The following is a 15,244-nucleotide window of genomic DNA, read 5'->3' as shown; positions in this document are numbered from 1 at the left end:
TAATGCTCCTGCTTACTGCATTCTTACGGTAGGAGCTTTTTCTCCCCTCTATTTTTACTCTCCAATTGTATTTAATCGCAATATGTCTTGAGTCAATCAAGGTTATGGTAGTCTTAGCGCGATTTTCTAAGGCAACAATGGAATAGTGCTTTGCACTGACTGGGATTAACATGATTAAAAAAAATATTATTACAACTTCATTAGCACTCATGGGTGTTGTCGCTGTCGGTAGCGCGCACGCTGATGAAGGGCAGTGGCAACCGCATCAATTAAAACAATTACAAAGCGAGTTTGACCGCGTTGGTATTGAATTACCGGCATCACAAGTGGCAGATCTTAACCAATACCCACTCAATGCAGTGGTTGGTTTAGGCTATTGTTCAGCGTCATTTGTGTCACCAAAAGGCTTAGCGGTAACTAATCATCACTGTGCTTATGGCGCGATTCAAAATAACAGCACACCAGAAAACAACTTAATTGAAAAAGGTTTTTTAGCAGCTGATTTATCAAAAGAGCTACCTGCAGGCCCGCAAGAGCGTTTGTATGTAACTGAACAAGTGGATGATGTTACTGAGCGCGTACTGGGTAACTTACCTGCAGAACTACACGGCAAAGCGCGTTATGAAGCAATTCAAGCAAACCGCAAAGCCTTGATCAGCGAGTGTGAGTCAGATCCTAACTATCGTTGTACCGTGCGTGATTTCCACCATGGCTTAGAGTACTTCATGATCAAACAACTGATGATCAAAGATGTGCGCTTAGTGTATGCTCCGGCAGAAGCGCTGGGTAACTTTGGCGGTGACATCGATAACTTTGAATACCCACGTCACACGGCTGATTTTACTTTTGTACGTGGTTACGTTGGTAAAGATGGTAAGCCTGCAGATTACAGCGAAGATAACGTACCTTATGAGCCAAAGTCGTTCTTAAAAGTGAATGCAAGCGGCGTAAGCTTAGGTGATGGTGTGCTGGTGGCGGGTTATCCGGGTCGCACTAGCCGCTATAAACTTGCAGACGAAGTAAATTATTCAGCGAGTTGGTATTACCCAACATTGCTTAATACTTATAACATGACCCTAGACGTAATCGCCAAGCAGAGCGAAGGCGATGAGCAAGCACAAGTTAAATATGCTTCTCGTGTAAAAAGCACTAACAACCGTTTAAAGAAACTGGAAGGCTTACAAGATGGCTTTAAAGTAACGGATATTCCGGGTATTAAAGCTGCGCAAGAGCAAGAGTACCTCGCTTGGTTTGCACAAAGTGCTGAACGTAAAGCATACGCAGATTCATATCACGCATTAAAGTCATTATTAGTTGAAGCACATGCACAGCAACAAAGTCACTTTTACTTTGATTATGCAAAACGCGCAGACTTACTAAGCACCGCGATTCGTTTATATCGCTTAGCAAAAGAGAGCGAAAAACCTAATGCAGAGCGCGAAATGGGTTACCAAGAGCGTGACCTTCCAATGCTTAAAGCGCGTTTAGAGCGTTTACAAAAACAGTTTACGCCTGAAGTCGATAAAGCCTTATGGTTAAGCTACTTAGGTAACTATTTAGCGCAAGATAAAGCAGCGCAAGTTGCGGCATTAAACGACGGCTTAGGTATTACAGATACCACAACACAAGCTGAACTTGATGCGATTATTGCTTCTTTTTATGCTAATACAGAGCTTACAGATGTAGAAGCACGTGTTAACTGGATTGGTAAATCTGTTGCAGAGTTTGAAGCATCAAACGACCCATTCATAAAGTTAGCTGTTGCTCTATACGATACCAACATGACACAAGAAGCTGACGAAAAAGAAATGGCGGGTCGTTTAGCAGAAATTCGCCCGCAGTATATGCAAGCCGTGATCGCTTTCAATAATGCTAAAGGTAAGCCAGTTTACCCAGATGCAAATGGCACATTACGCGTAAGCTACGCACAAGTTGATGGTTACCCAGCAGCAGATGCTGTGTATAAAACGCCATTTACATCACTACGTGGTTTAGTGGCTAAACACACAGGTGAAAAACCATTTGTTGTTACCGATAAAGTACTTGAAGCATACAAAAAGCAAGCGTTTGGTGCGTATTATCGTGGTGACTTAGGTCTACCAGGCGTAAGTTGTAGCTTATTCAGCTTTGGTTGTGAGCCACAAGCGGCTAAACCTCTTGAAGTAAACTCAGTACCAGTCAACTTTTTGAGTAGTGCTGATACCACAGGTGGTAACTCAGGTTCGCCAGTCATGAATGGTAAAGGTGAATTAGTGGGTCTTAATTTTGACTCGACTTATGAATCAATCACCAAAGATTGGTACTTTAACGCCAAAATCACCCGTGCTATTCACGTTGATATTCGATACATGCTTTGGTTAATGGAAGAAGTTGATAACGCAGGTTACCTACTTGATGAAATGACCTTAGTTAAATAGCCCTGCTATTTTGAAAATAACCGCAGCAATTGCTGCGGTTTTTTTATGTCTTTAATTTTTGCCAATCTAACGTTTTTAATTTGTTTATTTTCAATACTTTTGTAATGTACAAAGCAGATACTTTTACTTGGGAAAAATAATGAGCGCCAAACAAATAATAAAAGCCATTTCAGTGAGTGTTGTGGCAATAACGGCAAGCTTTAATGCCAGTGCAGCGAATACCGAAGCAATGTGGCCAGGCACGGCTTATAATCAGCAAATACCAACATTTAAACAAGTGCTCGGATACGATGTAGGTGAGCGCATTACCAATTACAACGATATGCGTCGTTATTTAAGCGCCCTTGAACAAGCTGCGCCTGATCGTATTAAAGTGTTTAAGTACGCAAACAGCTGGGAAGGTCGTGAACTGGTTTATGCGGTGGTTGGCACTGCGGAGCATATTCGCTCATTAGAAACCCTCGCCAATAACACCCAAGCCTTGGCTGATCCGCGTATCACCTCTGAAAAAGAAGCTAAGTCGCTAATTAAAAATTTACCGACCTCTGTGTGGCTTCAGTATGCCGTGCACGGTAATGAAATTAGCTCAACCGATGCTGCATTATTCACTGCATATCACTTACTAGCAGCCCCGAATGATGCCGTTAACAGCAAAATTTTAAACAACACCGTGGTGTTTATCGACCCATTGCAAAACCCTGATGGCCGTGAGCGCTTTGTTACTCGTTATTATGCGACCGTAGGTCTTGAGCACAGTGCAGATAGGTTAAGTGCAGAGCATAATGAGCCGTGGCCAAGAGGCCGAACAAATCATTATTTGTTTGATATGAACCGCGATTGGTTAGCACTTACTCAACCTGAAAGTAAAGGCCGAGTGGCTGCAATCAATAAATATAAACCGCAAGTAGTGGTTGATATTCATGAAATGGGCGGCGACCAATCTTACTACTTTGCACCGGCTGCTCAGCCATTTAATCCGCATATGACGAAAACTCAAATCGCCAACATGGATGCGATTGGGCAAAATCATGCGAAGTATTTTGATGAATTTGGCTTTGATTACTTTACCCGTGAAATTTTTGATGCCTTTTACCCAGGCTACGGTGATAGCTGGCCAGTATTTTATGGTGCATCAGCATCAACTTACGAAGTAGGCTCTGCGCGTGGCCATGTTTTTGAGAAAAATACCGGCGAACTACTCACCTATTTTAATACTGTAAAGCGTCAGTTTGTGGCCTCAATTTCGACTGCCGAAGGGGCTGCCAATCAACGTGAAAAACTACTAGGTGACTTTTATCAATATCAAGTTGATGCGATTGATTCGGGTAAAGATAGCAAAGAGCGTGTTTATATCTTACCTAAACAAAGTAACCGTGAAGGCGCTCATAGACTCGCAACCTTAATGGCTGAACATGGTGTTGAAGTTAAACAAGCAACTGAAGACTTCAAAGCCTGTGGCGTTAAGTATAAAGCAGGCAGCTATTTTATTGATACTGCACAGCCACGCGGGGTATTTGTACGTACCACCTTTACTGACCAAGTAGATATGGCAGAGGCTTTTGTAAAAGAGCAAGAAAGACGCCGCGCTCGTAACCTAGGTGATGAAATTTACGATGTCACAGGTTGGTCGCTGCCGATGATGTTTAATGTTGATAGCGATAGTTGTGGTCGCGCAGTTAGCGCAGATAGTAAAGCGGTTCAGGCCGACGACACATTGCTTGGTAAAGTGAATAATCCAGAAGCCTCAGTGGCTTATATTGTTGCATGGGGTGATACGGCCGCAGCACGCTTTTTAACAGCAGCACTGCAAGCTGGCATTAAACTGAAAAGTGCTGACCAAGCATTTGTATTAGGTGATAAAACTAACTACCCAGCGGGTAGCTTAGTAATCGAAAAGCGCCTAAACGATAGAGACTTACTGACTAAAATTAGCCAAATTGCCGAGCAAACTGGTGCAATAGTTGATGGTGTTGATTCAAGTTGGGTGATTAAAGGCCCAAGCTTTGGTAGTAACAAAACCGTGCCTATGGTAGCACCAAAAGTGGCGATTGCATGGGATGCAGCCACTCGAGAGCTAAGCGCCGGTAACACTCGTTTTGTTATCGAAAGACAGCTTAGCTACCCGGTGACAGCTATTCGCACACCCATACTTGCTTGGGCTGATTTAAGTGATTACCAAGTGCTTATTTTACCAGAAGGTAATTACGAGCAAGCACTCGGTAAATCGGGCGCGGCTAATTTAAAAAGCTGGGTTGAAGCAGGTGGCGTGTTGATTGCCCTCGGTAATGCTAACCGTTTTACCACCAACGCTGATTACGGTTTGTTAGATGTTAAACGCGAGCAAGCTTACCGAGAAGATAAAGCCGACAGCAGCGATGATAAAAGCAGTAAAGTGGCAGGGCAGTTATTCGCTTCTCGTGATGATTTAAAAGCAGCGAGCATTGAGCCACATACATCGCCAGACTATGTAGCCGGTGTACTTGCTAATGTTGAAGTAGACCAAGAGCACTGGTTAACCGCTGGGGTTGATAAAGACCTTGTTGCGGTAGCTTACGGTAATGATATTTACACGCCTATAAAACTGAACTCAGGTAAAAACCTAGCGTGGTTTACAGGTAAAGATGATGTGCTAGCAAGTGGTTATCTGTGGCAGCAAAATAAAGCACAGCTTGCGTATAAGCCATTGCTTGTTCATCAACCGCAAGGCAAAGGCATGGTAATAGGCTTTACACAATCACCTACCTACCGCGCCTACCTTGAGGGCATGAATGTACTTTTAGCTAACACGATTTTCCGCGCTGCAGCACATGCTCAGTAAGCTAAAGGCCTAATTAAAAAGCCCGCTGACGTTGCGGGCTTTTTTGTGGGTAAAGTTTTATAGAGTAAAGCTCTAAAGGGAGTGAACAATGAAATAAAAAAGCCCGCAGGGCAAAGGGCGGGCTTTTAGTTTTTCAGGAGAGAAAGTGTTAAGACACAATTCCCAGAGGCTTACCTGTTTGCCAAGCGCCACGGGTAAAGTCTGGAATTGTTTTACTGTTACTTCTATCAGCAACCGATGCCATACTTTGCGGGAAGATTGATGACCATGCTGCGGCATCGTATACATCTTGATCGAGTGGCTCATTATTGCGTAAGCAGTAGATCATGCGCCAAAGCATAATGAAGTCCATACCGCCGTGGCCACCGTTACGTACTGCTTCTTCACCCATGCGTTTCCACAGTGGATGATCAAACTCAGCACGCCATTTTTCCATATCTTGATCCCAGCTATGGAAGTTTTGCATATGTGGCTTACGACCCTGTGAACCTGCTTTCTCCCAGGCAGTGAGCTCTGCTTCATATTGCTGTTGGTAAATTTTCGCGATGGCTGGTGGCACATCTTCAAGAGCAATACGATTAGGAAAGCCAGCAAATGTGCCATTAGTACCTTGAATTAGGTTATGGCGGCTGTACGGGCGAGGGCTTGTGGTGTCGTGCTGAACCATTATGCTACGACCTTTCACTGTTTTAATAATGCTGGTGTTCATGTCGCCAGCAGTAAATTTCAGTGAACGGCGTTCGTGGCCTGCAGGGAATTCGCGCTCTGCATAGGCGGCGCGGCCAAGTGCAGGTGAGCTGACTGAGGTAACAAAGTCAAAGCGGTCACCACGGTTGATGTTCATATATTGAGAAACCGGGCCTAAACCATGGGTTGGGTATAAGTTACCGTTTACTTTGGTATGCCAGTAAGTACGCCATGAGCCTGTGCTGCGGTCAATTTCTTTCATTTGCCAACGCAGGTCGTGAATATAAGCTGCTTCACCATGTAGTAACTCACCAAATACGCCTTTACGAACCATGTTTAAAACCATTAACTCGTCACGGCCATAGTTAACGTTTTCCATCATCATGCAGTTCTTTTGCGTGCGCTCTGCGGTGTTTACTAGTTGCCAACACTCTTCCATCGTGGTTGCTGCAGGTACTTCAACAAAGGCATGTTTACCACTTTCCATGGTCTCAACACTCATCGGTGTGTGCCATTTCCAAGGCGTTGAAATGATCACAATGTCGATGTCATCGCGAGCGAGCATATCTAAATAGGCTTTATCTGAACCCGTATAAGCAGTTGGTTTAGGTAAGCCTTTTTCAACAACATAATTAACAGACTTATCTAGCATTAGCTTATCTGTGTCGCAAATAGCTTTGATTTCAACACCTTCAATATGGCAAAGATGTTTCACATGGCCGCTACCACGTTGACCAACCCCAATAAAACCAACACGCACCACATCCATTGCAGGCACAGCTAAGCCCATTACGCTTTTACCTTGTGCTGCAAGAGGTGTGCTTTGATTATCACCTTGTTGGCTTTTCGCACAGCCAGTCACGACTGTCGCGGCGGTAATGGCTGCGGCAGATTTTAAAAAACTACGTCTATCTATTGTCATAACGATACCTAAATCACTGAGATTATTTTAATAGTGGGTTTCAGTTGTTTCTGTTATATCGCAACTAAAAGTTAATTACAATTAAATGCTTTCAAAATCTTTCAAATTGGCAGCTGCATTACCCTTAATGCCTTTTTATGGTTTTTTAGGTCAAATTTTAGCTTTGATTTACACTTTCGTTTTCTTTCATTTTGTTGCGTGGTGTTTCGCTGTGTGCTACTGTAATTTCAAATCACGTATCTAACCTTTGATGTAAGCTGCTTGGAGAGAACCATGAATGCATTAAAAACGATTATTAATAACAATCGAGTAGGGCAAGCGCAGGGAATTTACTCTGTATGCTGCGCGCATCCACTCGTTATCGAAGCAGCGATGTTGCAAGCTCTTAATGATGACACTGAAATTTTAATTGAAGCGACAGCGAATCAAGTTAATCAGTTTGGTGGCTACACGGGTATGAAGCCTCATGACTTTGTTGAATTTGTTTATGCAATAGCCGAAAAAGTGGGTTTAGATACCCAGCGCATTATTTTAGGTGGTGATCACTTAGGTCCTGTGTGTTGGGTGAATGAGCCTGCAGAGGTTGCGATGGTAAAAGCTGTTGAACTTGTTAAAGCCTATGCGAGTGCGGGTTTTAAAAAAATTCATCTAGATGCCAGTATGCCATGCGCTGACGATGGAGAACGTTTAGCTGATGCAGAAATTGCCAAGCGTGCAGCATTGATGTGCCAAGCTGCCGAGTCGGTCTCAAAAGATAACGATATTCTTTATGTGGTTGGTACTGAAGTTCCTCCTCCGGGTGGGGCAACAGAAGAGCATGAAATTATTGAGGTATCCCATGTTGAAGGGGTACAGCAAACAATCGAATTACATCAGGCAGCATTTGCTAGCTTAAACATAAGTGACGTGTGGTCGCGTGTTATTGCTGTTGTTGTGCAGCCAGGGGTTGAGTTTGATAATCATCAAGTTTTTAATTACCAACGTAATGAAGCGCAAAAACTGAAAGAGTTTATCACTACTGTCGATAATCTTGTGTATGAAGCTCACTCTACTGATTACCAGCCAGATCATTGCTATCGCGAGTTAGTACAAGATCACTTTGCCATATTAAAAGTGGGGCCACAGCTTACCTATGCACTACGCGAAGGTTTATTTGCTTTAACTTATATTGAAGATCAGTTAGTTGAACCTGCTAAGCGTTCTAATTTACGTGATGTCTGTGAGCGCATCATGCTAGAAAAACCACATTATTGGAATAAGTTTTACCCATCGCAGGGTGCTGAAGCTAAGCTGTTTAGGGCTTATAGTTATAGCGATCGCATCCGTTATTACTGGCCTGAAGATGAGATAAAACAAACAGTAGAAACGCTGTTTGAGAACTTAGAAGGGCAAATTATTCCACAGACCTTACTTAGCCAATTTATGCCAATGCAATACAAAGCATTAACTAAGGGCCAAATTAACTCATCACCGCGTGAGTTAGTACTTAACAAAATAATGGAAGTGACGAATAGCTATTCGCTTGCTTGTAATCAATAAGTGGTGTTGAGAGAGAATTTAATATGACACAGTTTTTATCCTTAAACGAAACAGAACTTAAGCAACAGAACGCTTATTGGACCGCAAGAGAAATCACACAACAACCCAAATCATGGTGTAATACGGCAACAGTGATTGATAACAAGCGAGCTGAGATTAATGATTTTTTAGCGCCGATTTTAGCACTTAATAACTTAAAAGTTGTTTTAACAGGCGCTGGTACATCAGCTTATGTGGGCGAGGCTTTAACACCTCATTTAACTGCGAAAACCGATTTGGACGTATGTGCTGTCAGCACCACTGATATTGTCTCAAACCCATATGGTTTTTTACAAAAGGGCACGCCAACCTTACTTATTTCTTATGCGCGCTCTGGAAATAGCCCTGAAAGTGTCGCAGCGGTCGATATTGCAGAGCAAGTCGTTGATGAATGTTATCACTTGGTTATTACCTGTAATGAAAACGGTGAGTTAGCTAAAAGCGCATCAGTTAAAAGCAATAGCTTAAGTGTGATAATGCCAAAAGAAACACTTGATGAGAGCTTTGCAATGACAAGTAGCTTTACCTCAATGCTGATTTCAACACTGTGTATTTTTACTCCAGATAGCGTTCAATTAGAAAAAGTTGTGGCGCATACTAATCAGCTACTCGATACGCAAATTGATGACATTAAGCGTTTTGCACAAAGTAACGTTGAGCGCTTAGTGTTTTTAGGAGCCGGGTCTTTACTTGGCTACGCCAAAGAAGCTGCATTAAAGTGTTTAGAGTTAACAAATGGTGAATTAATTAGTTATTTTGAAACGCCTTTGGGTTTTAGGCATGGCCCGAAAACCATTATTAATACCAAAACTGCCGTACTATTGATGTCATCAGGAAATCTATACAGCAGTTTATATGATACTGATTTATATAATGAATTAGTCAATGAACAGCAATGCCTGCGCATAGAAAAATTATCGGTAGGTACAAAGCAGCAACCGCTGGATGATGTGTGGCAAGGTCTGTATTATATTGTTTATTGTCAGATTTTTGCATTTTTTAAATCAATCTCACTCGGTTTAACACCTGACAATCCTTGCCCAACGGGCGAAGTTAACCGTGTTGTACAAGGGGTAACTATTTACCCGTTAACTTCTTGTTAGAAAGTGTTAGGTAGAGTATGGCTGTTTATGGACTCGATATTGGTGGAACAAAAATAGAAACCGCCATTTTTAATAATAATTTAGAGCAACAGCAGAGTTGGCGTATTACTACGCCAACTGATGATTATCAGCAATTTTTGCAGGCAATATATCAGCAGGTGCTAAAGGCCGATGAATTAACAAGTAGCCAAGGTGCGGTGGGCATCGGTATGCCAGGTATCATTAATGAGGCTGGCAAAGTGTTATCTGCCAATGTGCCTTGTGCCACAGGTAAGGTGATTGCCGACGACCTACAAGCATTATTAAAGCGCCCTGTTGCGATATTAAATGACACCCGCTGTTTTGCTTTATCAGAAGCAAATGGCGGAGCCGGTGAAGGTTATAGCCGAGTATTTGGTGCCATTGTTGGTACAGGTGCGGCGGGTGGTATGTGTATTGATGGCACTTTGTTTAACCAAGGTTTAGGTATGTCGGGAGAATATGGTCATTTACCGCTTTCTGCGTATCTGCAACAAAAATATCAGCTGCCCGTTTTAAAATGTGGCTGTGGTTTAAATGGCTGTGTAGAAAGCTATATTGCAGGGCCCGGTGTACAAACTCTGTATCAACATATTACGCAATCCCCTAAATCAGCGATTGAATGGGCAAACGATATTAAGCTAGGTGATGAGCAAGCCTTAAAGGTGCTCGCCTGTTACTTAGATATTCTTGGCGAAACCTTTGCTGCCATTAGTAAAAGTTTGCACCCAGAAGTTATCGTACTTGGCGGGGGGTTGTCGCTCATTGATGCAATAGTAGAAAAGCTCCCTGATGCGATTCAAACTCATTTATTTTCAGGTTTTGCCGTGCCCGACGTGAAGCGTGCAAAGTTTGGTGATTCTAGCGGCGTAAGAGGCGCTGCAATAATAGGAAGTGTTCATGCTAATTCCAACGGATCTTAATCGCTATTACTTAAAAGCCGCAAAAGTGGTGACTGCTGAGAAGGTTTTACTCGATCATGCGGTCTTGGTCGAGCGAGGTAAAATTAGTGCTATTACCACGCAAATTGAGCCAGAGATTAAAGTAATCGATTTAGGTGAGCATAGCTTATTTCCGGGCTTTATCGATTTGCATATTCATGGTCGTGAAGGCTGCGATATTATGGACGGCACCCCAGAATCACTAGAGATTATTTCTCGTTCTTTAGCAAAGCATGGCGTAACGGGGTTTGTTGGCACAACGGTGACTGCGGACTGGGACGTCTCAATTCAAGCTTATAAAAATATGGCGAGTGCCTATCAAAAAGGCTTGGCTGGGGCGCAGTTGCTAGGGGCTTATAACGAAGGTTTATTCTTTGCAGAAGCGCATAAAGGCGCGCATAACGAGTCATTTTTTTTAGAACTTACTAAACAGCGATTTGATGAAATTTATGCCGCATGTGAAGGTTGCTTAAGTTCATTTGCGTTGGCGCCAGAACTACTTAAATCGCCCGATATGATCCGCTATATCACCGATAAAGGTGTGCGTGTGATGCTGGGTCATACAGATGCTAATTTTGAGCAAACAACACAAGCTCTTGCCCATGGTGCTTGCGGTGGTGTGCATATTTTTAATGGTATGCGCGGTATTCATCATCGTGATCCTGGTTGTACTGGCGCACTGTTGATGGACAAGGATGCCATGGTTGAGCTTATTCCTGATGGTATTCATTTGCACCCGAGCATCATGAACATGGTTTACCGTTTAAAAGGGGCAGATAAAATTGCTCTGATCACAGACTGTGTGAGCGCCGGAGGCTTACAAGATGGTCGCTACCGCTTAGGTGAGCTTCCTATTGTGGTTGAGCAAGGTGTTGCACGAACTGAGAGCGGTTCTTTAGCGGGCAGTACATTAACCATGGAAGTTGGCGTTGAGCGTTTTTATAACTTAACCGACGCAAGCCTAGTTGAAGCAACTAAAATGGCCAGTTTAGTACCCGCTGAGTTTTTAAATAAAGCGGAGCAAATAGGCAGTATTGCGGTAGGTAAACAGGCTAATTTTGCCCTGCTCGATAAAGACTTTTCTGTTCAAGCAACGATCTGTGCGGGTAAGCAAATCTTTTAAAAGTTAAGTGAGAATGCAGGCAAAAGTATTCGATGCCATTGTTATTGGCAGTGGCATTACTGGCGGCTGGGCTGCTAAAGAACTGACCGAAAAAGGGCTCAATGTACTGCTACTTGAACGTGGTAGGCAGGTTGTGCACGGTACTGACTATATCACTGCCTTTAAAGATGATTGGCAACTGCCATTTCGCGACAGGCCCAGCTTACTAGAAAAACAGAATCAAGCTAAACAAGCACGCACTGGCTATGCCACCAAGCAATCAATAAAACACTGGTTTGTGAATGATTTGCAGCACCCTTATCAAGAATCACAGCGTTTTGATTGGATCAGAGGGTATCATCTTGGTGGGCGCTCATTAACTTGGGGGCGGCAATGCTTGCGCCTCAGTGATATAGATTTTGCAGCCAACAAACAAGATGGTCACGGCGTTGATTGGCCTGTGCGCTATCAAGATATTGCGCCTTGGTACGATAAAGTCGAAGCCTACATCGGGGTTATCGGCGAAGCGCTGAACTTACCTCAGCTACCAGATGGACCTTACTTACCTCCTTTTGCGCTTAATGCCGTAGAGCAGCAGCTTAAACAAAGTTTATTAACTCACTACACTAATCGGCACCTCACCATCGGGCGAGTTGCGCATTTAACTAAGGCCAAGCCTGAGCAAGGTCGTGCTCCATGCAGCAAGCGCAACCGCTGTATGCGAGGTTGTCCAACCGGTAGCTATTTTAGTAGTTTAGCCTCGACCTTACCTGCAGCGATGCGTACTGGGCGACTCACTATTCAGACTCACTCCATTGCTAAAGAGATTATTTACAATCCAGAAAGCGGGCAAGCCACAGGTGTGAAAGTAATTGATGCTGAATCTAAAAAAGAGCGTATCGCGCAAGCGAAGATTATCTTTTGCTGCGCATCAACGGTGGCTACAACAGCCTTGTTATTAAATTCAACCTCTGCACGTTTTCCTAATGGCTTAGGGAACGATAGTGGAGAGCTTGGCCATAACCTCATGGATCACCATTTTAGGGTTGGCGCAACGGGTGAACCAAAAGGTTTTGCTGATGACTTTAATGATGGCGATAGACCCGTTGGCTTTCATATCCCGCGTTTTCGAAACCTTAATGATAGCGAGCAGCATAGCTTTATTCGCGGCTATGGCTATCAAGGATACGCAACACGCAAAGATTGGCGACGGGGCTTTAAAGAACTTAGCTTTGGTAAGGCTTTTCGAGAAGAGCTTGCCAAGCCTGGGCCTTGGCAAGTTGCATTGATAGGCTTTGGTGAATGCCTGCCTTATCATCGTAATAAAATGAGCTTAGATCCGGTATTAAAAGATCAATGGGGGCTACCTTCAGTTAATTTTGATTGCCAATTTGCTGAAAACGAGCAACGCATGCGCGAGGATATGAAAACGCAAGCCGTCGAGATGCTAAGCAAAGCAGGTTATCAAAATGTACAAGCGTACGACAAGGGCTCTGCGCCGGGGCAAGCCATCCACGAAATGGGAACTGCGCGCATGGGACATGATGCTACAACCTCAGTGCTTAATCGTTATAACCAAATTCATAGTGTGCGTAACGTCTATGTCACTGACGGCTCGTTTATGTGCTCGTCGGGTTATCAGAACCCTTCGTTAACCTATATGGCATTTACTGCAAGAGCCGCCGATCATGCTGCACGGCATTATCAAAACGGGGTGTTTCATGGCTGATCTACAAAGGCGAAATGCCATTAAATGTTTAGCTGCATTATTCGGTGCGGCTATTACGCCAGTGGCTGCGACTCAGTTATTTGATAAAACGGATGACAATCATTTTGAGGTGCTTAAAGCAGCGGCGCATCGGGATGTGGTCACGCAAATGCAGGCTGTTATTTTAGAGCTAGAGCCAAATGATCAGCTGTATTTTAATTTAGTCGCTTTCACAGATTTAATGCTGGCAAATACACTAACTCTGACTGAACGTACGGCATGTGTAAAAGGCGCTGAGCTGATTGCAGAAGGTGTTCTTTCATCGTCGCAATTAGTAAATAAACTCACAAGTTTATTTACTATCTCTTCGCAGCAGCAACAGCGCATAATAGCGCAGCAAGCCTTACCTTTTTCAGAAGTGAGCCTTGATAAGCGTGACGAGTATTTAATTTATAAGTGTATTTTTACTGTGCGTGAATTTTTGCTACTGGGCTATTTCACATCAGAAAAATTGCAGGCTAGTTAAAAATTAAAATAACTAAGCCTGCCCATGTCGTTACTTTCGCCAACTTGTTAGTTTGTGACCAATCAGTGCGTAATAAAGAATAAACGCATAGCAAGGGATCAACAGATAGTAAGCTTGTTGTGCATTGCTCGTATATTCTGCAAACACACCGTATACCAAAGGCAATAGAGCGCCACCAGAAATCCCCATAATCAGTAATGCCGCGCCGGTTTGAGTTTTATCACCAAGGTTTGCAAGGGCCATAGGCCAAATGGTCGGCCATACCAGCGCATTCGATAAACCAAGTAATGCAACAAATAACACAGTATCTGGAAAACTGTTATCAGCAAGCCAAAAGAGCACTACGTTTGCAATCGCAGTTTGTTGCGGATCAATCAAAATGATGCCAAGTGAAAACACACAACCACTTAACGCGGAAAATATCAGCGCCTGTTGCTGACTAAAAAAACGAGGAATTAACACGATACCTAACACATAACCTAGCACCATAAAGCCCATGGTGTAAGAGGTGAGTTCAGCGAACTGCAATACCCCTTGTTCTTTGCCGTAAAGGCCAATGGTGTCGCCGGCAATGACTTCTGCACCTATGTAAAAGAATAGAGCTATCACGCCTAAAACCAAGTGTGGGAATTGCAGTACTGATTTACTCTCGCTGTTGTTGCTAGTTTTTGGTTGCTCAATATCAGGTAATGGAGCCAGCATAATCAACGCAGCTAATATCGCTAACGCAATTGCCATTACAAAGTAAGGCGTTATTAAACGATTAGCCAATTCTTGCAACTGTAATTGCTTTTGAATGCTGTTCAATTGGGCGAGAGCTTCAGGGCTAAAGCTGGCAATGTCGCTAAACACAATCGCAGAGAAGAGCAATGGAGCAACCACACCTGCGCTCTTATTGAGAATACCCATGATGCTAATGCGTACGGCTGCCGTGTCTTTAGAACCAATTAGCACGATGTAAGGATTCGCAGCGGTTTGTAATAAGGTGAGGCCGCTTCCTAAAGTAAATAAGGCAACCAAAAATAACCAATAAGCCTGAATTTGTGCAGCAGGAATAAACAACAACGCGCCAAATGCCATGGTGCCTAAACCAAATGACATACCATGCTTATAACTAAATAATTTCAATATCTTAGCGCTCGGCAGTGCCATGACGGTATAGGCGATATAAAACACCAATGTCACCATGTAAGCTTCAATATGGTTGAGATCACAGACCATTTGTAGAAATGGAATCAAAGATCCATTGAGCCAAGTTATAAAGCCAAATAAGAAAAACAAGCCACCTATGATCAACATAGGTAGTAATTGTGTACGGTTGGTGTGTTCTGTTTGCTCTAATAGTGAGCTTTGTGTTGTCATTTTTGTCACCAATAAGTTAACGGTAGATTAATAATAAAACATTTTTCGTAAGTTTTGAAAGT

Annotated in this window: 10 protein-coding genes; 8 read left to right on the top strand and 2 right to left on the bottom strand. The window is 43.2% G+C overall.

The window, feature by feature from the left end; genetic code table 11:
- The first annotated feature begins 170 nt into the window (after positions 1-170).
- Both AOG27_RS09375 and AOG27_RS09370 read left to right on the top strand, forming a co-directional pair.
- The gene (locus tag AOG27_RS09375; protein ID WP_054552758.1) at positions 171-2,417 is read left to right on the top strand and encodes a S46 family peptidase; all 2,247 of its coding nucleotides are present in this window, start codon (positions 171-173) and stop codon (positions 2,415-2,417) included.
- A gap of 139 nt (positions 2,418-2,556) precedes the next feature.
- Entirely contained in the window at positions 2,557-5,235 is a 2,679-nt protein-coding gene (locus AOG27_RS09370; RefSeq protein WP_054552757.1) for a M14 family metallopeptidase, read from the top strand.
- A gap of 148 nt (positions 5,236-5,383) precedes the next feature.
- Here the strand turns inward: AOG27_RS09370 and AOG27_RS09365 are convergent, their stop codons facing one another.
- Complete coding sequence (locus AOG27_RS09365; RefSeq protein ID WP_054552756.1) at positions 5,384-6,844, bottom strand: Gfo/Idh/MocA family protein; 1,461 nt, start codon at positions 6,842-6,844, stop codon at positions 5,384-5,386.
- A gap of 273 nt (positions 6,845-7,117) precedes the next feature.
- Between AOG27_RS09365 and AOG27_RS09360 the strand changes: the two genes are divergently transcribed.
- From AOG27_RS09360 to AOG27_RS09335, 6 genes are read left to right on the top strand one after another with little or no spacing between them, the layout of a single operon-like run.
- Positions 7,118-8,383: a D-tagatose-bisphosphate aldolase, class II, non-catalytic subunit gene (locus AOG27_RS09360; RefSeq protein ID WP_054552755.1), complete on the top strand. Its 1,266-nt coding sequence runs from the start codon at positions 7,118-7,120 to the stop codon at positions 8,381-8,383.
- A 23-nt stretch (positions 8,384-8,406) separates the two neighbouring features.
- The gene (locus tag AOG27_RS09355) at positions 8,407-9,525 is read left to right on the top strand and encodes an SIS domain-containing protein (RefSeq protein WP_054552754.1); all 1,119 of its coding nucleotides are present in this window, start codon (positions 8,407-8,409) and stop codon (positions 9,523-9,525) included.
- Between the two features lie 17 nt (positions 9,526-9,542).
- Positions 9,543-10,466 (top strand): ROK family protein, encoded by a 924-nt coding sequence (locus tag AOG27_RS09350; RefSeq protein WP_054552753.1) that lies wholly within the window; start codon positions 9,543-9,545, stop codon positions 10,464-10,466.
- Positions 10,444-11,607 (top strand): N-acetylglucosamine-6-phosphate deacetylase, encoded by a 1,164-nt coding sequence (gene nagA, locus AOG27_RS09345; protein WP_054552752.1) that lies wholly within the window; start codon positions 10,444-10,446, stop codon positions 11,605-11,607. Before AOG27_RS09350 ends, nagA begins: the two co-directional genes overlap by 23 nt.
- A gap of 13 nt (positions 11,608-11,620) precedes the next feature.
- Positions 11,621-13,315, top strand: coding sequence for a GMC oxidoreductase (locus tag AOG27_RS09340; protein ID WP_054552751.1), 1,695 nt, complete (start codon positions 11,621-11,623; stop codon positions 13,313-13,315).
- Positions 13,308-13,820: a hypothetical protein gene (locus AOG27_RS09335; RefSeq protein WP_054552750.1), complete on the top strand. Its 513-nt coding sequence runs from the start codon at positions 13,308-13,310 to the stop codon at positions 13,818-13,820. The genes AOG27_RS09340 and AOG27_RS09335 overlap by 8 nt, the downstream gene beginning before the upstream one ends.
- 30 nt (positions 13,821-13,850) lie before the next feature.
- Here the strand turns inward: AOG27_RS09335 and AOG27_RS09330 are convergent, their stop codons facing one another.
- The gene (locus tag AOG27_RS09330; RefSeq protein WP_054552749.1) at positions 13,851-15,182 is read right to left on the bottom strand and encodes a sugar MFS transporter; all 1,332 of its coding nucleotides are present in this window, start codon (positions 15,180-15,182) and stop codon (positions 13,851-13,853) included.
- Positions 15,183-15,244: the final 62 nt, after the last annotated feature.

The organism is Pseudoalteromonas lipolytica (genome assembly GCF_001306915.1).
Taxonomy (GTDB): Bacteria; Pseudomonadota; Gammaproteobacteria; order Enterobacterales; family Alteromonadaceae; genus Pseudoalteromonas; species Pseudoalteromonas simplex.
The sequence above is the reverse complement of the archived record's forward strand: the minus strand, read 5'-3'. Positions and strand labels throughout refer to the sequence as shown.

Excerpts from the sequence above, each read along its gene's own strand:
- AOG27_RS09375 (WP_054552758.1), top strand. The coding sequence starts at position 171 with ATGATTAAAAAAAATATTATTACAACTTCATTAGCACTCATGGGTGTT.
- AOG27_RS09370 (WP_054552757.1), top strand. The coding sequence starts at position 2,557 with ATGAGCGCCAAACAAATAATAAAAGCCATTTCAGTGAGTGTTGTGGCA.
- AOG27_RS09365 (WP_054552756.1), bottom strand. The coding sequence starts at position 6,844 with ATGACAATAGATAGACGTAGTTTTTTAAAATCTGCCGCAGCCATTACC.
- AOG27_RS09360 (WP_054552755.1), top strand. The coding sequence starts at position 7,118 with ATGAATGCATTAAAAACGATTATTAATAACAATCGAGTAGGGCAAGCG.
- AOG27_RS09355 (WP_054552754.1), top strand. The coding sequence starts at position 8,407 with ATGACACAGTTTTTATCCTTAAACGAAACAGAACTTAAGCAACAGAAC.
- AOG27_RS09350 (WP_054552753.1), top strand. The coding sequence starts at position 9,543 with ATGGCTGTTTATGGACTCGATATTGGTGGAACAAAAATAGAAACCGCC.
- nagA (WP_054552752.1), top strand. The coding sequence starts at position 10,444 with ATGCTAATTCCAACGGATCTTAATCGCTATTACTTAAAAGCCGCAAAA.
- AOG27_RS09340 (WP_054552751.1), top strand. The coding sequence starts at position 11,621 with ATGCAGGCAAAAGTATTCGATGCCATTGTTATTGGCAGTGGCATTACT.
- AOG27_RS09335 (WP_054552750.1), top strand. The coding sequence starts at position 13,308 with ATGGCTGATCTACAAAGGCGAAATGCCATTAAATGTTTAGCTGCATTA.
- AOG27_RS09330 (WP_054552749.1), bottom strand. The coding sequence starts at position 15,182 with ATGACAACACAAAGCTCACTATTAGAGCAAACAGAACACACCAACCGT.